The 20,927-nt window shown below is 65.3% G+C and carries 20 protein-coding genes; 14 read left to right on the plus strand and 6 right to left on the minus strand.

Annotation, left to right across the window (positions count from 1 at the left end; genetic code table 11):
- The first annotated feature begins 35 nt into the window (after window positions 1-35).
- Genes ML401_RS10155 through ML401_RS10170 form a run of 4 tightly spaced genes read left to right on the plus strand, consistent with a single transcriptional unit; the run spans window position 36 to window position 5,906 of the window.
- Window positions 36-1,799, plus strand: a complete 1,764-nt coding sequence (locus ML401_RS10155) for an ABC transporter ATP-binding protein (protein WP_211417874.1) — start codon at window positions 36-38, stop codon at window positions 1,797-1,799.
- Between the two features lie 59 nt (window positions 1,800-1,858).
- Window positions 1,859-4,063, plus strand: a complete 2,205-nt coding sequence (locus tag ML401_RS10160) for an amylo-alpha-1,6-glucosidase (RefSeq protein ID WP_285811782.1) — start codon at window positions 1,859-1,861, stop codon at window positions 4,061-4,063.
- Between the two features lie 20 nt (window positions 4,064-4,083).
- The gene (locus ML401_RS10165; RefSeq protein WP_285811784.1) at window positions 4,084-4,596 is read left to right on the plus strand and encodes a PRC-barrel domain-containing protein; all 513 of its coding nucleotides are present in this window, start codon (window positions 4,084-4,086) and stop codon (window positions 4,594-4,596) included.
- A 23-nt stretch (window positions 4,597-4,619) separates the two neighbouring features.
- Window positions 4,620-5,906: an MFS transporter gene (locus tag ML401_RS10170; protein WP_194406873.1), complete on the plus strand. Its 1,287-nt coding sequence runs from the start codon at window positions 4,620-4,622 to the stop codon at window positions 5,904-5,906.
- A gap of 72 nt (window positions 5,907-5,978) precedes the next feature.
- Here the strand turns inward: ML401_RS10170 and ML401_RS10175 are convergent, their stop codons facing one another.
- From ML401_RS10175 to fixL, 4 genes are all read right to left on the minus strand, one after another.
- Entirely contained in the window at window positions 5,979-6,677 is a 699-nt protein-coding gene (locus tag ML401_RS10175; RefSeq protein ID WP_194406874.1) for a helix-turn-helix domain-containing protein, read from the minus strand.
- 103 nt (window positions 6,678-6,780) lie between these two features.
- Complete coding sequence (locus tag ML401_RS10180) at window positions 6,781-7,197, minus strand: response regulator (RefSeq protein WP_285811788.1); 417 nt, start codon at window positions 7,195-7,197, stop codon at window positions 6,781-6,783.
- Window positions 7,198-7,240: 43 nt separating this feature from the next.
- Window positions 7,241-7,858 carry a response regulator FixJ gene (gene fixJ / locus ML401_RS10185; protein ID WP_194406876.1) on the minus strand — a complete coding sequence of 206 codons (618 nt, stop codon included), beginning with the start codon at window positions 7,856-7,858 and terminating at the stop codon, window positions 7,241-7,243.
- Window positions 7,859-7,861: 3 nt separating this feature from the next.
- Window positions 7,862-9,379, minus strand: a complete 1,518-nt coding sequence (gene fixL, locus ML401_RS10190; protein WP_211417868.1) for a sensor protein FixL — start codon at window positions 9,377-9,379, stop codon at window positions 7,862-7,864.
- Between the two features lie 198 nt (window positions 9,380-9,577).
- On the opposite strand from fixL, the gene ML401_RS10195 reads away from it, so the two are divergent.
- From ML401_RS10195 to ccoS, 10 genes are all read left to right on the plus strand, one after another.
- Window positions 9,578-10,411, plus strand: a complete 834-nt coding sequence (locus ML401_RS10195) for a universal stress protein (RefSeq protein WP_259205023.1) — start codon at window positions 9,578-9,580, stop codon at window positions 10,409-10,411.
- A 33-nt stretch (window positions 10,412-10,444) separates the two neighbouring features.
- Complete coding sequence (locus ML401_RS10200) at window positions 10,445-10,870, plus strand: HPP family protein (protein WP_211417866.1); 426 nt, start codon at window positions 10,445-10,447, stop codon at window positions 10,868-10,870.
- A 224-nt stretch (window positions 10,871-11,094) separates the two neighbouring features.
- A complete protein-coding gene (gene ccoN / locus ML401_RS10205; protein ID WP_259205025.1) occupies window positions 11,095-12,744 on the plus strand; it encodes a cytochrome-c oxidase, cbb3-type subunit I in 1,650 nt (549 codons plus the stop codon).
- 12 nt (window positions 12,745-12,756) lie between these two features.
- Complete coding sequence (gene ccoO, locus ML401_RS10210; protein WP_212065382.1) at window positions 12,757-13,491, plus strand: cytochrome-c oxidase, cbb3-type subunit II; 735 nt, start codon at window positions 12,757-12,759, stop codon at window positions 13,489-13,491.
- Window positions 13,492-13,504: 13 nt separating this feature from the next.
- Window positions 13,505-13,669: a cbb3-type cytochrome c oxidase subunit 3 gene (locus ML401_RS10215; RefSeq protein WP_194406882.1), complete on the plus strand. Its 165-nt coding sequence runs from the start codon at window positions 13,505-13,507 to the stop codon at window positions 13,667-13,669.
- 6 nt (window positions 13,670-13,675) lie between these two features.
- Window positions 13,676-14,551 carry a cytochrome-c oxidase, cbb3-type subunit III gene (ccoP, locus tag ML401_RS10220; RefSeq protein ID WP_212065381.1) on the plus strand — a complete coding sequence of 292 codons (876 nt, stop codon included), beginning with the start codon at window positions 13,676-13,678 and terminating at the stop codon, window positions 14,549-14,551.
- 122 nt (window positions 14,552-14,673) lie between these two features.
- Window positions 14,674-16,140, plus strand: a complete 1,467-nt coding sequence (gene ccoG, locus ML401_RS10225; RefSeq protein WP_285811795.1) for a cytochrome c oxidase accessory protein CcoG — start codon at window positions 14,674-14,676, stop codon at window positions 16,138-16,140.
- 15 nt (window positions 16,141-16,155) lie between these two features.
- Window positions 16,156-16,641 (plus strand): FixH family protein, encoded by a 486-nt coding sequence (locus ML401_RS10230; RefSeq protein ID WP_259205028.1) that lies wholly within the window; start codon window positions 16,156-16,158, stop codon window positions 16,639-16,641.
- A gap of 11 nt (window positions 16,642-16,652) precedes the next feature.
- Window positions 16,653-18,842: a cation-translocating P-type ATPase gene (locus ML401_RS10235; protein ID WP_211417862.1), complete on the plus strand. Its 2,190-nt coding sequence runs from the start codon at window positions 16,653-16,655 to the stop codon at window positions 18,840-18,842.
- Window positions 18,842-19,009, plus strand: a complete 168-nt coding sequence (ccoS, locus tag ML401_RS10240; RefSeq protein ID WP_008550618.1) for a cbb3-type cytochrome oxidase assembly protein CcoS — start codon at window positions 18,842-18,844, stop codon at window positions 19,007-19,009. Before ML401_RS10235 ends, ccoS begins: the two co-directional genes overlap by 1 nt.
- Here the strand turns inward: ccoS and ML401_RS10245 are convergent.
- Complete coding sequence (locus ML401_RS10245) at window positions 19,006-20,208, minus strand: MFS transporter (protein WP_212065377.1); 1,203 nt, start codon at window positions 20,206-20,208, stop codon at window positions 19,006-19,008. The genes ccoS and ML401_RS10245 overlap by 4 nt on opposite strands.
- A 90-nt stretch (window positions 20,209-20,298) precedes the next feature.
- Window positions 20,299-20,781, minus strand: a complete 483-nt coding sequence (locus ML401_RS10250) for a cupin domain-containing protein (protein WP_285811817.1) — start codon at window positions 20,779-20,781, stop codon at window positions 20,299-20,301.
- Window positions 20,782-20,927: the final 146 nt, after the last annotated feature.

The following is a 20,927-nucleotide window of genomic DNA, read 5'->3' on the forward strand; positions in this document are numbered from 1 at the left end:
CAAACGAAAACCAAGCATAACGGGGCGATAGCCACATGGATCATCTTTCTGGATACGCGCGCAGACCATTTGCCTTCGTCTTGCGCTATCTTCGGATGCGAATGGCGTCGCATCTGGTGATCCTGACCGCGGTCGTTGCAGCGGTTGCCTGCTCCGTAGGCACGCAATACGGGGTCAAATCCCTGGTCGACGCCTTGTCTGCTGGCCCGTCGCAGAACGGTGGCGTATGGCTGGCATTCATTTTACTCATGTCGCTGATCGCCGCCGACAATTTCCTGTGGCGGATTGCGAGCTGGACGGCGAGCTTCACCTTCGTTCGAGTCACGGGTGATTTACGCCGTGACATATTTCGTCATCTGACCGGGCACGCGCCGAGCTACTTCTCCGACCGCATGCCCGGCATGCTGACGAGCCGCATCACGGCGACGTCGAACGCGGTGTTCACGGTCGAGAACATGTTCGTCTGGAACGTGCTGCCGCCGTGCATTGCCACAGTTGCGGCAATCGCCTTGATTGGAACCGTCAGTCCTTACATGGCGCTCGGCCTGAGCGTGATCGCCGGCGGCATGGTCCTCGCGATGTTCCGCCTCGCCGCCGCCGGCAAACCGCTGCATGACGACTTCGCCGACAAGGCCGCCGCGGTCGACGGCGAGATGATCGACGTCATCAGCAACATGCCGCTGGTCCGCGCCTTCTGCGGCATCGGCCATGAGCATGAGCGGTTCGACGCGACCGTGAACCGCGAACTGACGGCGCGGAGCCGCAGCCTGCGATACCTCGAGAAACTGCGGCTGCTGCACGCCGCAGTGACTGTGGTTCTGACGATCGCATTGATGGCCTGGGCCATCACGCTCTGGCAGAAGAGCGAGGCGACCACCGGTGACGTCGTGTTGGTTTGTACGCTCGGTATCTCCATCCTGAGCGCGACGCGCGATCTCGCGGTTGCGCTGGTCGATGTCACCCAGCACGTCGCGCGGCTGACCGAGGCGATCGCTACGCTGCTGGTGCCTCACGAATTGCGCGACCACCCCGAGGCGGAACCTCTCGTCAAGAGCGGCGCCGCGATCGCATACAATAACGTCACCTTCGGTTATCCCGGCGGCGACAAGATTTTCGAGCGCTTCAGCCTGCGGCTCCAGCCCGGCCAGCGGGTCGGCCTGGTCGGCCAGTCCGGCGGCGGCAAGTCGACGCTGTTCACGCTGCTGCAGCGCTTCTACGATACCGACGAAGGCAGTATCACCATCGACGGCCAGGACATCTCCAAGGTCACGCAGCAGAGCCTGCGCGAGGCGATCTCCGTCGTGCCGCAGGACATCTCGCTGTTCCATCGCTCGATCCGCGAGAACATCCGCTACGGCCGGCCGAACGCCACCGACGACGAGGTGCTGCGGGCGGCGATCGCAGCGCGCTGCGATTTCATCGACAGCCTGCCCGAAGGCCTCGACACCATGGTCGGCGACCGCGGCGTCAAGATGTCCGGGGGCCAGCGCCAGCGCATCGCGATCGCGCGCGCCTTCCTGAAGGACGCGCCGATCCTGCTGCTGGACGAGGCCACCGCGGCGCTCGACAGCGAGTCCGAGGAGGCCATCCGCGAGGCGCTGTCGCGCCTGATGCGCGGCCGCACCGTGATCGCGATCGCGCACCGGCTGGCGACGCTGCGCAATTTCGATCGCGTTGTCGTGCTGAGAAATGGTAAGATCATCGAAGACGGATCGCCCGAGCGCCTCATGCAGGGTCATGGCCCCTATCGTGAACTGGTCACGCAGGAAATGAGCCGGCTCGCGCAAGCCGCCGCGTAAAGCCAACAGTCGCGTTATCGAGTCGGTCGCGTTTCAAAACAAGCGCAGGGGAGCTGCTCATGTCGGCTGAAGCCGTAACCCAACTCGTCTCCGTAACGCGGACCTCGGAACAGGTCGCGGAGCAACCCTTCTATATTCCAATGACGGGGCCCTCGGCACGGCCGCGGCGGTCCCTCAAGCACGACGACATGTTCATCGTGCTCGACAGCCATGGCGACATCGGCGCGTCGGCCGGCGGGCCGGATGGCCTGTTCCATCACGATACTCGGCATCTGGCGCGGCTAGAGCTGGTGCTCGACGATCTCCAGCCGCTGCTGCTCGGCTCCAACCTGCGCGACGACAATTCGGCATTGACCATCGATCTGACCAATCCGGACATTTACCGGGGAGACAGCCTGGTCTTGCAGAAGGATCTGCTGCACATCGTGCGCACGATCTTCCTGTGGCGCGACACCGCCTATCAGCGCATCGGTGTGCAGAACCATGGCGAGCGGCGCGCCAGCTTCGAGCTGACGCTGCTGTTCGACAACGATTTTGCCGACCTGTTCGAGGTGCGCGGCGAGCGCAGGCCGCGCCGCGGGACCGGCACGAGCAGACTGCTCGGGCCGACCGACGTGCTGTTCGAGTATCGCGGTCTCGATGACACCGAGCGCACCACGGGGCTGCATTTCGACCCGCGTCCGACGCGGCTGTCGGTGAACGCGGCGACCTGGCAGCTCGAACTGGACCCTCACGAATCGAAATCGCTGTTCGTGGCCGTATCCTGCAACCGGCCGGTCGCGGAGAAGCCCGCGCGCTTTTTCAGGGGCTTACTCGCCCACCGCCGCGAGATGCGCCAGTCCACGATGGGCGCCGCCAGCATCGAAACCTCCAACAACATCTTCAACGAGGTGCTGTGCCAGGCCATGGCCGACCTCAACATGCTGATGACGGAGACGCCGCAGGGGCGTTATCCCTATGCCGGCATTCCCTGGTACTCCACGACGTTCGGCCGCGACGGCCTGATCACCGCGCTGCAGATGCTGTGGGTCGATCCGCGCGTCGCCAAGGGCGTCCTGCGCCGGCTCGCGCATTTCCAGGCCAAGGCGGTCGATCCGCTTGCCGATGCCGCGCCCGGCAAGATCCTACATGAGATGCGCGGCGGAGAGATGGCGGCGCTGCGAGAGGTGCCGTTCGCGCAATATTACGGCAGCGTCGATTCGACCGCGCTGTTCGTCCTGCTGGCCGGGAGCTATTTCGAACGGACCGGCGACGAGAAGACCTTGATCGAGCTATGGCCGGCGATCGAGGCGGGGCTGGCCTGGATCGACGGTCCGGGCGATCCTGACAAGGACGGCTTCGTCGAGTACCAGCGCGCCACCGAGAAGGGGCTGGCCAACCAGGGCTGGAAGGATTCGTATGACGCGATCTTCCATGCCGACGGCCAGCTCGCGGAAGGCAATATCGCGCTCGCCGAAGTCCAGGGCTACGTCTACGCCGCCAAGCAGCTCGCCGCGCGTTGCGCCTTGCGGCTCGGCAAGCCGGACCGTGCGCGCAAGCTCGAGGCCGACGCCAGGGCGCTGGCCGAACGCTTCGAGAAGGCATTCTGGTGCGAGGAACTCGGCACTTATGCGCTCGCCCTCGACGGCAAGAAGCGGCCCTGCAAGGTGCGGACCTCGAACGCCGGTCAGGTGCTGTTCAGCGGCATGATCCGCGAGGACCGCGCCCGCCTCGTCGCCGCCGATCTGATGCGGCCGCATTTCTTCTCGGGTTGGGGCATCCGCACTGTCGCGCGGGGCGAAGTGCGCTACAACCCGATGTCCTACCATGACGGGTCGATCTGGCCGCACGACAACGCGCTGATCGCGCTCGGGCTCGCACGCTACGGCCTCAAGCACTCGGTGGCGCACGTCTTCAAGGGGCTGTTCGACGCGGCGACCTACATGGACCTGCGCCGGTTGCCCGAATTGTTCTGCGGCTTCCGGCGCGAGAAGCGGCGCGGCCCGACGCTCTATCCGGTCGCCTGCGCGCCGCAGGCCTGGGCCAGCGCGACGCCGTTCACGCTGCTGGAAGCGGCGCTCGGCATCGAGTTCGACGTGGCGCGCGGCGAGATTCGCCTGCGCAACCCGCATTTGCCGGCGTTCCTCAACGAGGTGATCCTGCGCGATCTGCGTCTGGGCGAGTCCAGCGTCGATCTTCGCGTCAGCCGCCATGGCGACGACGTGGCGCTGGAGGTGTTGCGCACGCGCGGCCAGATCCAGGTCTCGATCGTGCTGGCGCGCTAGCGGCGCGCATGGAGGGCGTCATGCGTGCGATCGGAATATTGGGCATAGCCATCGTTGCGAGCCTGGCGGGCGCGACCTCGCACGCCGCGGACGAGCCGCCCACAAGCCCGAGTGAGGCCAATGCGCCGGCGACCCAGCCGCCAGCCTCGACCGTGCCGGTCACGCCGAAGGATGCCGCCCCGCCGCCGTCGGTGACCATCATCGGCGCGAGCGAGGCCCATGGCGTGCTCGGCCGCGACGTGCGCAGTGCGGCCGGCGAGGACATGGGCCGCATCGTCGACGTCATCGTCGATCGCACCGGCCATGTCCGCGCCGCGGCCATCGATTTCGGCGGGTTTCTCGGCGTCGGTAGCCGCAAGATCGTGGTGGACTGGAACGCGCTACGCTTCGGCAAGATCGCCAACAAGAAGGACAGCATCACGCTGGAATTGACCAAGGCGCAGGTCGCGGCCGCGCCGGAATACAAGGAAGACACGCCGATCGTCGTGCTCGGTGCGTCCGGCAGCCTTCAACCGCTGCAAGCAATCCAGTGAGGTGCGGGGAGGGCTGACCGCCTGTGCTGTTGTCGAGGAAGCCGAACCATGCAGATCGCGAGGGCCGCGTTGAACAGGACGACGTCGCCGCGCCATCGGTCGCTGGCATCCCGGCGCCGTCGCGCCAGAGCCTGCGTGGCCTCGACTGGTTCATCTTCTTCCTCGCTGACGTGCAGACCGGATTCGGTCCGTTCATCGCGGTCTATCTGACCACCCAGAAATGGACCCAGGTCGAGATCGGTCTCGTGCTATCGATCGGCGGCATCGTCGCGTTGATCGGGCAGATGCCGGGCGGGGCGATCATCGATGCCGCGAAATCGGAGCGACTGGTTGCCGCCCTTGCGATCGCGACCATCGGCGCTTGCGCGCTGGCCTATGCCGCAATGCCGATCTTCCCCGTCGTGGTGGCCGCGGCCACCTTGCACGCGGCGGCGAGCTGCGTGCTGGGGCCGGCGATTGCGGCGATCAGCCTTGGCCTGGTCGGCCCGTTCGCGATCGGCGAGCGGCTCGGCCGCAATGCGCGCTTTGCCTCGCTCGGCAACGGCGTGGCGGCGGCCGTGATGGGCACAGCGGGCTATCTGTTGTCGAGCCGCTCGGTCTTCCTGGTGACCTTCCTGCTCGCGATTCCGACCCTGATCGCGCTTTCGCGCATCCGCGAGAATGAGGTCGACATCAGGCGCTGTCATGGCGAGATGCCGGCTGACGCAGCCGTGCGCGGCGACACCAACATCTGGCACCTGATCCGGCAGCGTCCGCTCATCATCTTCGCCCTCAGCGTGCTGCTGTTGCAACTCGCCAACGCCTCGATGATGCCGCTGATGGCAAGCGCCGTGACGGCGCGGTCCGCGCAATGGGCGACGGTGCTTGTCGCCTTTTGCATCGTCGTCCCGCAGGCGATCGTGGCGCTGCTGTCGCCAACCGTCGGCCGCAAGGCGCAGGCATGGGGCCGACGGCCTCTGCTTCTGATCGGCTTCGGCGCGCTGATGATTCGCGGCCTGCTGTTTGCGACCGTGCGCGATCCATATCTGCTGGTCGCCGTGCAGGTGTTCGACGGCATCACCGCGGCGGTGTTCGCGGTGATGATTCCGCTGATCGTGGCGGACGTCGCCTTCGGCAGCGGCCATTTCAACCTGGCCCAGGGCATCGTCGGCACCGCGACCGGCATCGGCGCGTCGCTAAGCACGGTGCTCGGCGGCTATGTCAGCGACAAGTTCGGCAACGCGACCGCCTTCATCGGGTTGTCCGGCGTTGCCGCGACGGGGCTGTTGCTGATTCTCTTCGTGATGCCGGAGACGCGACGCACGGCATGATCGCCGCCTCAAGAAAATGGCCGGCCGAAACGAGTTCGGCCGGCCAAGTTGTAGGGAGGAGGAAAGCTAGGATCAGGCGTCGAGATGTTGCAGGCGCTGACGGTTGCGCAGCACGATCTGGCGGGCGCCGGAGAAGCCCAGGATGCCCTGGGTGTGAAGCTGTGACAGCGCGCGCGACACGGTTTCGAGGGTGAGGCCGAGATAATCGCCGATGTCGCGGCGGCACATCGGCAGCGCCATCATGCCGGCAACGGCGAGGCGGCGGTCCATTTCGAGCAGGAAGGTCGCAACGCGCTCCATCGCGGTCTTGCGGCCCAGCAGCAGCATGTGGTCCTCGGCATGGCGCAGCTCGCCAGCCGTCATCGCCCAGAGCTTGCGGGCAACCTGGACGTCGGTGCCTGCAGCCTTCTCGAGGCTGGCGCGCTTCACGAGGCGCACGGTGGTGTCGATGATGGCTTCGGCAGCAAGGCGGTGCGCGGGACCGGATTCGAGGCCGAACACGTCGCCGGGAAGATGGAAGGCGCCGATCTGGCGGCGGCCGTCGGAAAGCAGCTTGTAGCTGCTCACTGCGCCGGAGACGACCTGGTAGACATATTCGGCCGGCTCGTCCTCGCCATAGATCTCCTCGTCCTTGCGGTAGGAGAATTCGGTCGCGACCAGACCGACATGGCCGGTGATGGCGCCGAACTGGTCGGTGACGGGATGGGCGGGAGCAGCCTTGCCGATAATCTGGGTGTTGATCGCCGGGGTGTTGATCGTCTGGGTCAGCATCTTCGCCATCTCCGTTGTGATGGCGCTTTGGTACGCGGTATCCGGCGCTTCGAAAATTTCGATCGATATCTTAAGGGGGGCGCCTTACGTAGAATCCCGTAGGTCAGGCGCGGGGATGGTCCTGGATGGCGTGGCGGATGCACTTGACCAGGTTTTCGTCGAGAAGCGGCTTCAAAACCACGTCTTTGATGCCCGCCGTCGCAGCCCGGGCCGAGATGTTCTCGTCGGGGTAGCCGGTGATCAGGATCACGGGCACATGGCGGTCCGATTTGCGCAAGCGGCCGGCCAACTCGATGCCGTTGATGTCCGGCATCTTGTAGTCGATGACGTAACAGTCCGGTCCTGCCGTGCTGCCGATGTTGAGCAGCGCCGTGCCACTCCTGAAGGTCCGCACGGCAAAGCCGTCGGTCTCCAGCAGGAACCGTAGGGATCCCAGGACGGCGGCGTCATCGTCGACCACAAAGACGGTGGGTCGTGCGGGGGATGACGGCCGCGCAGGATGTGAGCTGACCTCGATCATGATGTCTGGCTAGCATTGCGCCGGGAAGGTGCCTTGACCTGCCTCAATCGTTGAGCATGCCCGCGCGCATCGCCAGCCGGACCAGTTCCGAGAGACTGTTGGCCTGCATCTTGGTCATGACATTGGCCCGGTAGACCTCGATGGTGCGCGGGCTGATGTCGTATTCGCGGGCGATCAGCTTGTTGGAAAGGCCCGCAATCAGACCTTCCATGACCTGGCGTTCCCTGGGGCTCAAGGACGCGACGCGGGCGGCGATGTCCTGCGCGACCGCTTCGTTCTTGGCGGCGGGCTCGGCCTGGCGGATCGCCGATTCGATCATGGCGGTGAGGCGGTCGTCATCGAACGGCTTTTCCAGGAAGTCGACCGCCCCGAGCTTCATCGCCTCGACTGCGAGCGGCACGTCGCCATGACCGGTCATGATCAGGATCGGGAACGCGCTTTGCTGCGCCTTCATCCGCTTGAGCAGCTCGATCCCGTCGAGGCCGGGCATGCGCACGTCGGAGACAACGCAGCCGAAGCCGAGGCCGGGCAGGGCATCGAGAAAGGCGAGTGCGTCATCGAACAGCGTGACGCCGAAACCCGCGGAATCCAGCAGGAAATTCAGCGAATCGCGCATCGCCGCGTCGTCGTCGATGACGTAGACATGTCCCTTGGTCGTCATGAATCAGCTTTCGTCGGTTGCCGGCAAGGTGAAGCGGAATGTCGCTCCGCCCGCTGCGTTGCTCTCGGCCCACATGCGGCCGCCGTGAGCCTCGATGATCGAGCGGCTGATGGAGAGCCCCACGCCCATGCCGGTGTCTTTGGTGGTGAAAAAGGTCTGGAATAGATTTGGAATGACGTCGTCCCGGAAGCCGGAGCCGGTATCGGAGACCTCCACCTCGATCATGTCGTCGGCAACGCGGGTGTTGGCGACGACGAGCTCGCGGCGCGGCGACTGCGCCATCGCCTCCAGCGCGTTGCGGAACAAATTGACCAGCACCTGCTGGATCTGCACCCGGTCGGCGAGCACGAGATCGGCGTCGGGATCGAGGCTGAAGCGGAGCTGGACGTTCTGCTCGCGCGCGCCGGCGAGCCCGAGCGCACCGGCCTCCTCGATCAGCTTTGACAGGCTCTCGACCCGCTTCTCCGATTCGCCGCGGGACACGAAGTCGCGCAGGCGCCGAATGATCTGGCCGGCGCGCAGGGCCTGCTCCGCCGCGCGATCCAGCGCGTTTTCGACCTTCGGCGTGTTGGGATCGCTGCTACCGGCCAGAAGGCGCCGCGACCCCTTCATGTAATTGCTGATCGCCGCCAGCGGCTGGTTGAGCTCGTGGGCGAGCGCAGAGGCCATTTCGCCCATCGCGGTCAGCCGGGAGACGTGGACGAGCTCGGATTGCAATTCCTGGAGCCGGGCCTGGGTCTGCTGATGCTCGGTGAGGTCGCGAACGAAGCCCGTGAAATAGGGCTCGCCGCCGGATTCCATCTCGCCGATCGACAGGTGCATCGGAAAAGTCGTGCCGTCGCGGCGCTTGCCGGTCACGATGCGGCCGATGCCGATGATGTGCGGATCGCTCGTGGTGCGGTAACGGGCGATGTAGCTGTCGTGCCGGGTGCGATCGGGCTCCGGCATCAAGATGTTGACATTCTGGCCGATCGCCTCGTGCTCGGACCAGCCGAACAGGCGCTCCGCGGCCGTGCTGAAAAGCTGCATGATGCCATGGCCGTCGATCACGATCATGGCGTCAGGAATGGTATGGAGAATGGAGCGGAGGTGGGTCTCGCGCGTGCGGAGCGCCTCCTCGACCTGCTTTTCCTCGTCGATGTCGAGAAAGATGCCGGTGAGATGCCGGGCGGTCCCTGCGTCGTCCCTGATAACCCCGGCCCGGGCGCGGATCCACTGCCCGCTGCCGGAGGCGTTCGTGACCCTGAAGGACACGTCGAAGCTGCCGCCACGCTCGGAAACCCGCTTGATTGCGCTCTCGACCCGCTCTCTGTCCGTGGGTTGAAGCCGCGACAGGAAGAGATCGTAGGTCGCCGGTTGATCCCGCTCGATGCCGAGCAAGGCCCTGGCGGTGTCGGACCAGTCCAATTCCCGTGTCGCGAGGTCAAGATCCCAGGTGCCGACGCCAAAGCCCTCGATCCGAACGCGAAAGCGTTCGCCCCGACCGTCGTCCTGCGAGTGCGTTACGCGGGTCGGCGACAAATGATGCTCCTGTCCTGATGCGGCGGTCCCGGACGGGATTACCGCTCGCCTAATGTCGCCCAAGGCCGGGCCGGAGGCAAGTTCTGTTGCCCGCCCGTTGACGGCAAGCCGGGCGTCGGCGGCCTCCTTGATCTATCTCATCTCCATGTGCGGAGGCAGGCGTAAGCTTCACCCAAGTCTTTGCACTGGAGAATTCCGATGACATACGCGACGGTGATGGTCACCCTGGCGCTCGATCAGCCCAACGAAGCGCGTCTTCAGGTCGCCGGTGAGCTTGCTGAACGATTCGAGGCTGCCATCGTCGGGGTCGCCGCGGCGCAGTTTGCACCGCCGCTCTATTTCACCGACGGCGCCGAGGCGCAAGCGCTGATCGACGACGGCGAAGCTTCGGTCAAGGGTCGGCTGGCCGGCCTCGAGGCGCAATTCCGTGCGGCGACCAGGAATCGTGGCGGACATGCGGAGTGGCGCAGCGCCATGGACTTTCCGGCGCGATTCGCCCTGGCGCAGGCGCGCTGCGCCGACATCGTCGTCAGCGGCGGGCAGAGCCCGGCCTTCTCCGACGCGTTCGCGCTCGCAAGTCCCAAGGATCTGGTGATGCAGGCCGGTCGCCCGCTTCTCGTCGTCCCCGATCGGGCCAACTGGCTCGACCTGCGCAGCGTGCTGGTGGCGTGGAAGGACACGCCGGAGGCGCGGCGGGCGGTGGCCGATGCGCTGCCGATGCTGCGCAAGGCGAGGGACGTCACCATCGCCACAATTCCGGAGCGCGACGACGACCGTTCGGTCGTGACGGCTGGCGTCACCGACGTGGCCGCCTGGCTCGCCCGTCACGGCGTCACCGCGACGGCGCGCATCTGCGAGGGCGCCCGGAACGAGACCGCCGCCGCGCAACTGGAGCAAGTCGCGGGCGACGTCGATGCCGGCCTGATCGTTGCGGGCGCTTATGGTCATTCGAGGTTTCGCGAACTGATCCTGGGAGGCGTCACCCAGTATCTGGTCACGCAGACCGCCCGCAGCGTGCTGCTGTCGCACTGACGGCCGGCCGGAATCGAATCGAGGAGACGCGCCGTGTACAGATTTCTTGAACAGACCGTCGACGGCTACATGACGCGCAACGTCAAGGCGGTGCAGCGCGACCGTGATCTGCTCGAGCTCAGCGAGATGTTCGAGACCGACGATTTCAACTCCTATCCGGTCGTGGACGACGGCCAGGTGGTGGGGATCGTCACCAAATTCGACATCCTGAAGTGCTTCGCCTTCACGCCGAGCCAGATGCTGCCGCGCTATCACGACCTGATGAGCCGCAAGGTCGGCGATGTCATGACGCCCGAGTTCATCTATGTCAGTCCCGACACGCGCCTGACGCGCGTGCTCCAGATCATGGTCGAACACCGCATCCGGAGCATCATCGTGCTCGACAGCGCGCAGAAGCTGGTCGGAATCATCGCCCGCGAGGACGTCATCGCAGCACTCAAGGCGACGGCGCAGGACTGACGGATCATCCCTGATCGAGAGTCATCGTCGCCTCCGGGAATTTACGGAGGCGGCTTCCGTTCGCGTGTCACGCCGGGCCGGCGTCCTCGTGCGCCGCGATCTTCGAGGGAACGGGCAAGATCGTCGACGGATCCAAAGAACTTAAGTGCTGCTCTTGATTGAAATCAATTCCCGGTGAGGGCGGATGTGGTTTCTGGCGCTGTGTTCTTTCAGAGAGAATCCGCATGAGCCAGCCCTCCATGTCCAAATCCATGACCATCGGTGAAAGCGGCCTGGCTGTCGTGTTCGCAGTCACCGCCTTCCTCTGCGTGATCGCCGCAGCCAAGGCGCTCGATGCGCCCTTCGCCTTCCATGCCGCGCTCAGCGCGGCGGCGAGCCTGGCCGCGGTGTTCGTCATCGTCAACCGCTACCTCGATCGCCCGGCAGCGCTGCCGCCGGAGGAGATCAACGGTCGCCCCAACTACAATATGGGTCCGATCAAGTTCTCCTCCTTCATGGCGATGTTCTGGGGCATTGCCGGCTTCCTGGTCGGCCTCATCATCGCCTCGCAGCTGGCCTGGCCCGCTCTGAACTTCGATCTGCCCTGGACCAGCTTCGGCCGCCTGCGGCCGCTGCACACCTCGGCCGTGATCTTCGCGTTCGGCGGCAACGTGCTGATCGCGACGTCCTTCTACGTGGTGCAGAAGTCCTGCCGCGCGCGCCTTGCCGGCGATCTCGCGCCGTGGTTCGTCGTGGTGGGCTACAATTTCTTCATTCTGATCGCCGGCACCGGCTATCTGCTCGGCGTCACCCAGTCGAAGGAATATGCCGAGCCGGAATGGTACGCCGACCTGTGGCTGACCATCGTCTGGGTCACCTATCTGCTCGTCTTCCTTGCCACCATCATCAAGCGCAAGGAGCCGCACATCTTCGTCGCGAACTGGTTCTATCTCGCCTTCATCGTGACGATCGCGGTCCTGCATCTCGGCAACAATCCGGCGCTTCCCGTCTCGGTGTTCGGCTCGAAGTCCTACGTCGCCTGGGGCGGCATCCAGGACGCCATGTTCCAGTGGTGGTACGGCCACAACGCGGTCGGCTTCTTCCTGACCGCCGGCTTCCTCGCCATCATGTACTACTTCATCCCCAAGCGCGCCGAGCGGCCGATCTATTCCTATCGGCTGTCGATCATCCATTTCTGGGCGCTGATCTTCCTCTACATCTGGGCTGGTCCCCACCATCTGCACTACACGGCGCTGCCGGACTGGACGCAGACGCTGGGCATGACCTTCTCGATCATGCTGTGGATGCCCTCCTGGGGCGGCATGATCAACGGCCTGATGACGCTGTCGGGTGCCTGGGACAAGCTGCGCACCGACCCCGTGCTGCGCATGCTGGTGGTCTCTGTCGCCTTCTACGGCATGTCGACCTTCGAAGGCCCGATGATGTCGATCAAGGTGGTCAACTCGCTCAGCCACTACACCGACTGGACCATCGGCCACGTGCACTCCGGCGCGCTCGGCTGGGTCGGCTTCGTCTCCTTCGGCGCGCTGTACTGCCTGGTGCCGTGGGCGTGGAATCGCAAGGGCCTCTACAGCCTGAAGCTCGTCAACTGGCACTTCTGGGTCGCGACCCTCGGCATCGTCCTCTACATCTCGGCGATGTGGGTGTCCGGCATCCTCCAGGGCCTGATGTGGCGCGCCTACACCTCGCTCGGCTTCCTCGAATATTCCTTCATCGAGACCGTCGAGGCGATGCATCCCTTCTACATCATCCGCGCCGCCGGGGGTGGGCTGTTCCTGATCGGCGCGCTGATCATGGCCTACAATCTCTGGATGACGGTTCGCGTCGGCGAACAGGAAGTTCAGATGCCCGTCGCTCTTCAGCCGGCGGAATGAGGAGCTAAAGCAATGTCGTTCTGGACACGCCACCAAGTCTTCGAAAAGAACTCGATCGTCCTGATCGTCGGCATCCTGCTGGTGATCGCGATCGGCGGTCTCGTCGAGATCACCCCGTTGTTCTACCTCAAGAGCACGATCGAGAAGGTCGACGGGGTCAGGCCCTACACGCCGCTGGAGCTGGCGGGGCGCAACGTCTACGTCCGCGAGGGCTGCTATCTCTGCCATTCGCAGATGGTCCGCCCCCTGCGCGACGAGGTCGAGCGCTACGGCCACTTCTCGCTCGCCGCCGAGAGCATGTACGACCACCCGTTCCAGTGGGGCTCCAAGCGCACCGGCCCGGATCTTGCCCGCGTCGGCGCCAAATACTCCGACGACTGGCACGTCACCCATCTGACCAACCCGCGGGCGATCGTGCCGCAGTCGGTGATGCCCGGCTACCCGTTCCTCAGCAAGACCGAGGTCGACCCGGATGCGATCGCCGGCGACATGCGCACGCTGAGGGTCGTCGGCGTGCCCTATAGCGACGAGCAGATCGCCAATGCCGCCGCCGATATGAAGGCCCAGGCCGATCCGGAGAACGCCGGCACCGACGCCTTCAACAAGCGCTACGCCAAGGCCGTCGTGCGCAATTTCGACGGCAAGGCCGGCACGCCGACCGAGATGGATGCGCTGATCGCGTACCTGCAGATGCTCGGCACGCTGGTCGACTTCAAGATCTACAACGAGAAAGCCAATCTACGCTGAGAAGGCACGTACGATGAAAGCTATCCTGTCAGTCCACAATCTAGCGTCCGAGCTCGTGACGACGATCTGGACGCCGGTGTTCGTCGCGATCTTTCTCGCGATCATCGCCTACGCATTTTGGCCCCGTAACAAGGCTGCTTTCGATGAAGCAGCACACCTGCCGTTGCGGGAGGAGTGAGAGACCATGACCGATCATCATAGCGACATCGATTCCGTCTCCGGCAAGTCCACGACCGGGCACGAGTGGGACGGCATCAAGGAGCTCAACACGCCGCTGCCGCGCTGGTGGGTGATCTGCTTCTACCTCACCATCGTCTGGTCGATCGGCTACTGGGTCGTCTATCCGGCCTGGCCGCTCGTCTCCAGCAACACCACGGGCATGTTCGGCTACTCCTCGCGCGCCGACGTCGCGGTCGAACTCGCCAATCTCGAGAAGATCCGCGGTGACAAGATGACGGCGCTGGGAGCGGCCTCGCTCGCCGACATCGAGAAGGACCCGGCCTTGCTGGCGCTCGCCCGCGCCAAGGGCAAGACCGTGTTCGGCGACAATTGCGCGCCCTGCCACGGCTCCGGCGCCGCCGGCGCCAAGGGCTATCCGAACCTGAACGACGACGACTGGCTGTGGGGCGGCACGCTCGACCAGATCATGCAGACCATCCAGTTCGGTGCACGTTCCGGTCACGCCAAGACGCATGAGGGCCAGATGCTCGCCTTCGGCAAGGACGGCGTGCTGAAGGGTGACGAGATCGTCACGGTCGCCAATTACGTGCGGTCGCTGTCGGGCCTGTCGACCCGTCAGGGCTTCGACAAAGCCAAGGGTGAGAAGATCTTCGCGGAAAACTGCGTCGCCTGCCACGGCGACGGCGGCAAGGGCAACCAGGAGATGGGCGCCCCGAACCTGACCGACAAGATCTGGCTCTACGGCTCCGAAGAGGCGAGCCTGATCGAGACCATCGGCCAGGGCCGTGCCGGCGTGATGCCGGCCTGGGAAGGGCGGCTCGATCCCGCCACCATCAAGGCGATGGCGGTCTACGTCCACTCGCTCGGCGGTGGAAAATAGCGGATCCGCGGCTCGAACGGTTCAGGCGGGGGCGAACAAAAGTGCCCCCGTTTGAGCTGGATCAACTGATGCGGCGGTGTCGGGTCTAGGTTTAATCGCACCTCTTTTAGAAGTTCCAAGCGATGAACAAGACCGTCAACCCGAACGAGCTCAAGCCTGTGGACGACAACGGACCGCTCTACGCGGCCCGCAAGAAGGTCTATCCGCAGAGCGTCTCCGGCACCTTCCGCCGGATCAAATGGGGCCTGATGGCGGTCTGCCTCGGCGTCTATTATTTCCTGCCGTTCGTGCGCTGGAACCGCGGCCTTGGCGCCCCCAGCCAGGCGGTGCTGATCGATCTTCCCAACAGCCGCTTCTACTTCTTCTTCATCGAGCTGTGGCCGCAGGAGGTCTACTACTTCACCGGCCTGTTGATCGTGGCCGCAGTGGCGCTGTTCCTGATGAACTCGGTCGGCGGCCGCATCTGGTGCGGCTATCTCTGTCCGCAGACGGTGTGGACCGACCTGTTCTACGCGGTCGAACGTCTGATCGAAGGTGACCGGCGCGAGCGGATGAAGAAGGACAAATCGTCCGATCCGCTGAAGCTCGAGCGCATCTCCGAGATCGTGCTCAAGCATTCCATCTGGCTCATGATCGCCTGGTGGACCGGCGGCGCCTGGGTGCTCTACTTCAATGACGCGCCGACCCTGGTGAAGGAGCTCGTCACCTTCCAGGGGCCGATGATCGCCTATATCTGGATCGGCATCCTCACTGCGACGACCTACATCCTCGCCGGCTACATGCGCGAGCAGGTCTGCACCTATATGTGCCCGTGGCCGCGCATTCAGGCCGCGCTCACCGACGAATGGGCGCTCAACGTCACCTACCGCTACGACCGTGGCGAGAAGCGCACCTCGGTCAAGAAGGCTGCCGAGCTGCGCGCGCTCGGCGAGCAGGTCGGCGATTGCGTCGATTGCTACCAATGCGTCGCGGTCTGCCCGACCGGCATCGACATCCGCAACGGACCGCAGATGGAGTGCATCCAGTGCGGCCTGTGCATCGATGCCTGCGACAACGTGATGGCCAAGATCGGCCGGCCGAAGCGGCTGATCGGCTACGACAACGACATCAACATCCATCGCCGCCAGGAAGGCAAGGCGCCGATCTACCGGATCGTCCGAGCCCGCACCATCGTCTACAGCGCGATCATCGCGGCGATCGGCGGCTTCATGGTCTATACGCTGGCGACCCGCAGCCTGCTCGACGTCAACGTGCTGCACGACCGCAATCCGGTCGCGGTCAAGCTCAGCGACGGCTCGATCCGTAACGCCTACACGGTGCGGCTCCTGAACAAGAGCGGCTACGATCGCGCGATCGCCATCGACGTCGAGGGGCCGGTCAATCCCACGATGCACGTCGTCGGCGTCGATTCGGTGACGCCGGATCGGCCGATCATCGTGATCCCGCGCGACTCCACCAGCGAGCTGCGGCTGCTCGTCACCGCACCGGCTGAAAACAATCCGGAGAAGTCAATACCGGTTCGCTTCCACGTCATGGATATCGGCCTCGGCGTCGCCGCGAGCGCCACCGACAATTTCGTCGCGCCGTAAGTTCAGGAGACCGTCATGTCATCCAAGCCGCTGACCGGAACCAAGGTCTTCCTGATGCTGGTCGCTTTCTTCGGCCTCGTGATCGGCGTCAACGTCACCATGATGAAGCTGGCGATCGCGACGCTGCCCGGCACCGACGTCGACAGCCCCTATGCCGCCGGCCTGACCTACGAGCGCGAGATCTCGGCGGCGCACGACCAGGCTTCGCGCAAATGGAAGGTCAACGCCCATATCGAGCGCCGCCACGACGGCGGCGCAATGGTCCAGGTCGAGGCGCGCGATGCCGGCGGCCAGCCGATCTCCGGGCTGAAATTCGGCGGACGCCTGGAACGGCCGACCGACAAGCGCGCCGATCTCGCCGTCGAGCTCACCGAGGCCGGCATCGGCCTTTATCGCGGCGATGCCGCGTCCGTCGCGCCGGGCCAATGGGACCTGGTGATCGAGGGCGAGGCGCGAGGGACGCGCGTGTTCATGTCGCGCAATCGCGTGATCCTGAACTGAAGGATTTTGTCATGCAGGTCACGCGCGATTTCTCTCATTATGTTCGCGATGCGGGCGAGGGGGTCCAGCATATCGATCTCGCGGTCGAGGGCGTTCACTGCGCCGGCTGCATGGCCAAGATCGAGCGCGGCCTGTCCGCCATCCCCGACGTCACGCTGGCGCGCGTCAACCTCACCGACCGCCGCGTCGCGCTGGAATGGAAGGCGGGCACGCTCGACCCCGGCCGCTTCATCGACCGGCTCGAGGAGCTCGGCTACAAGGCCTATCCGTTCGAGACCGAGAGCGCGGAGGTGGCGGAGGTCGCCGAATCGCGCTTCCTGCTGCGCTGCCTCGGCGTCGCCGCCTTCGCCACCATGAACGTGATGATGCTGTCGATCCCGGTGTGGTCGGGCAACGTCTCGGACATGCTGCCCGAGCAGCGCGACTTCTTCCACTGGCTCTCGGCGCTGATCGCGCTGCCGGCGGCGGCCTATGCCGGCCAGCCTTTCTTCCGTTCGGCCTGGCGCGCGCTGTCGGCGAAGACGACCAACATGGACGTGCCGATCTCGATCGGCGTGATCCTGGCGCTCGGCATGTCCGTGGTCGAGACCATCCACCACGCCGAGCACGCCTATTTCGACGCGGCGATCATGCTGCTGACCTTCCTCCTGGTCGGCCGCTTCCTCGACCAGAACATGCGGCGGCGGACCCGCGCGGTCGCCGGCAATCTCGCGGCGCTGAAGGCGGAGACGGCCGCGAAGTTCATAGGTCCCGACGAGATCTCGCAGGTGCCGGTCGCTGCGATCCATCCCGGCGACATCGTGCTGCTCAGGCCCGGCGAGCGCTGCGCGGTCGACGGCACCGTGATCGAGGGCCGCTCCGAAATCGACCAGAGCCTGATCACCGGCGAGACGCTCTATGTCACGGCCGAGCATGGCACGCCTGTCTATGCGGGATCGATGAACATCTCCGGCACGCTGCGGGTACGGGTCTCGGCCGCGTCCGAGGCGACGCTGCTCGCCGAGATCACGCGGCTGCTCGACAACGCGCTGCAGGCGCGCTCGCGCTACATGCGGCTCGCCGACCGCGCCTCGCGGCTGTACGCGCCGGTGGTGCATGCGACCGCGCTTCTGACCATCCTCGGCTGGGTGGTTGCAGGCGCGTCCTGGCATGATGCGATCGTGACCGGCGTTGCCGTGCTGATCATCACCTGTCCCTGTGCGCTGGGCCTTGCCATTCCGACCGTGCAGACCATCGCCTCCGGCGCGATGTTCAAGTCCGGCGTGCTGCTCAATTCCGGCGATGCGATCGAGCGGCTGGCCGAGGCCGACCACGTCATCTTCGACAAGACCGGCACGCTGACTCTGCCCGATCTCGAAGTGATGAATGCCGCCGACATTCCCACTGACATCTTCGAACTCGCTGGCCGGCTCGCGCTGTCGAGCCATCATCCGGTCGCCGCCGCCGTGGCGCAGGCCGCCGGCGCCAAGTCGCCTGTGGTCGGTGCGGTCGAAGAGGCCGGGCAGGGCGTCCATGCGACCGTAGACGGCATCGCGCTTCGGCTTGGCCGCCCCTCCTTCTGCGGCGCTGAAGCGCTGGTTGGCAGCGCCATGGTCGATCCCGAAGCCTCCATCGTCGCGTTCAGCAAGGGCAACGAAAGCTTTATCCTCTCGGTTCGCCAGGGCCTTCGCCCGGATGCGCAGGCCGTGATTGCAGCGCTGAAGGCGCGCAACATCGGCATCGAGATCCTCTCCGGCGACCGCGAGCCGGCGGTGAAGGCGGCGGCGCATGCGCTCGCAATCCCCGAATGGCGCGCCGGCGTGACGCCTGCAGACAAGATCGCGCGGATCGAGGAATTGAAGCAGCGCGGCGCCAAGGTGCTGATGGTCGGCGACGGCATGAACGATGCGCCTTCGCTCGCGGCGGCCCATGTCTCGATGTCCCCGATTTCGGCCGCGCATCTGAGCCAGGCCACCGCCGATCTCGTCTTCCTCGGCCGGCCGCTGGCTCCGGTGGTCGCCGCGATCGATGCCTCGCGCAAGGCGCTGCATTTGATGCGGCAGAATCTCTGGCTTGCGATCGGCTACAATGTCCTCGCCGTGCCGGTTGCGGTCAGCGGTGTCGTGACGCCCCTGATTGCGGCGGCGGCCATGAGCGGATCCTCGATCCTGGTGATGCTGAATTCGCTGCGCGCCCGCAGCGCCTCGCGGGAGATCGTGTGATGGAGATCCTGGTTATCCTGGTCCCGCTGGCCTTGATGCTCGGCGGCGCCGGCCTCGTCGCCTTCCTGTGGTCGCTCCGGAGCGGCCAGTACGACGATCTCGACGGGGCCGCTTGGCGCGCCATCGCCGACGACGAGCCGCCGCAGGAAGCCCCGGCCAAGCGCTAGCGCTTCAGGGCGAAGGTGAGCAGGGCTGCGACCCCCAGGGCCATGCCGATTCCGGCCACACATGCATGCCAGCCGAAGGTGTCGAACAGGCGTCCGAGCACGGCCGTACCGATCAGCCCGCCGCTGAAATAACACGCAAGATAGGTCCCGCTGGCGATGCCGCGGTTGTCGGCGGCCGCCTGTCCGACCAACCCTGTCGCTGCTGCCTGCGCGAAGAATGTGCCGACGCCGACCAGCACCATACCGGTGAGGACTTCGCCCAGATGCGGCATCAGCATCAAGGGCAGGCCCAGCCCGGCAATGGCGAGCGCGCCCCAGATGGTCGGACGCGTTCCGAGCTTTGACGCCACCCTGCCGGCCAGAAGCGTCGTGACGACCGACGGCAGGAAGACGAAATAGACCAGGCCCAGATCCATCATCCCCAGCGCCAGCGGCGGCCGCACCAGCACGAAATTCACGAAGGTGAAGGTGCCGATGAAGGCGAACAGGATGCAGAAGCCGATGCCGAAGGCAGCGCGCAGCCGCGGATTGCGCCAATGCGCGATCATGGCGGCCAGCGGCGGTTCCGGCGGCGCCGCCGCATGCATGGGCGGCACGTGCTTGATCGTGACGTAGACCAGCGCCGCGCCCGCAAGATTGAGGGCCGCGAAGAAATAGAAATTCCAGGCGAGGCCGAGACTGTCGGCAACCGCCGCCGAAATCAGCCGCCCAACGAGATTGCTCGCAACGTTCCCCGTGATGTAGGCAGCAAAAGCGCCGCCGGCGTCCATCGCGCTGCATTGCTCGCCGAGATAGGCGAGGGTGAGCGCGAAGGCTGACGCCATGCAAAGGCCCTGTGCGACCCGCAGGGCGGTGAAGACGGCAAGATTTGGCGCCGAGGCCAGCAGGCTGGTCGGGATCGCCAGCAGCGCCAGGCTGAGCAGGATGCCGCTGCGACGGTCGATGTGCGGGCTGAAAAGGCCGACCACGAGGCTGGCCGTGGCCATGCCGAAGGTGCTGGCGTTGACGGCAAAGCCCATCGCCGCCGGCGTGACGCCGTAGTGCCGCGTCAGCGAGGGCAGGATCGCCTGCGTCGCGAAGAGGTCGACGACGGTCAGGAACGCGGTGAGGCCGATGACGAGCGAGCGCAGCGCCAGACCCGGCGCGTGCGCCTCCATTGTCGGCGTGGCCGGTTTGATCAGTGCGGAAAGATCGGTCATGTCGGTCGTCCTGTAGGGATGCGGCGCCCGGGGTGGGGAAGTCCCGGGCGCCACATCTCGTAGCGAGCGCGCTGGGGCTGGGGGCGCTCGTTACATGTGGTGGTCGTTGGGATCCTTGCGGACGTCGCCGACATAGAGAATGACGGTGTCCTTGCCGAGGTTCTTCCACCAATGCGAGGTGCCGTGGACTTCGGGACGGATGTCGCCGGCCTTGTGCACGATCGGATCGACGCAGTTCGAGGCGTATTCGACGATCTCGCCCTGCTGCACGAAGATCAACGCGGGACGGTCGTCATGGCTGTGCCAGGGCACGATGCCGCCAGGCGCGATGGTCAGCTTGCGGAAACGCAGCTCGCGGCCCTCGATATGGGCGGGCTGCTTGCCGAGGTCGATGGCGCCCAGCGTCACGTCGGTGACGCCGACCGGCTTGTAGTCGACCATCTGCTGTGCGTTTGGCTTGACCTTGTCGGCGGGGCATTCGCCCGCGGCGGCCGGCTGCGACACGAATGTCAGTACGCCGACGAGGGCAAGGCCGGACCAGGCCAGGCGCGACAATCCGGGATGCTTGGACATGAGAAATCTCCTGTGTTGACCGCAACCTCGCTGGTTGCCGGCTATGACGGGAGCTTCATCGAGATCGCCTCCATCCTGAAATGCCGGCTCGCTCTCGATGCGATAGCGCGGTGCTATGTTGATGCGCGGCGGCTATCGATCCGATT

Origin of the sequence: Bradyrhizobium sp. 62B, from assembly GCF_030272265.2 — a bacterium.
Lineage (GTDB): Bacteria > Pseudomonadota > Alphaproteobacteria > Rhizobiales > Xanthobacteraceae > Bradyrhizobium.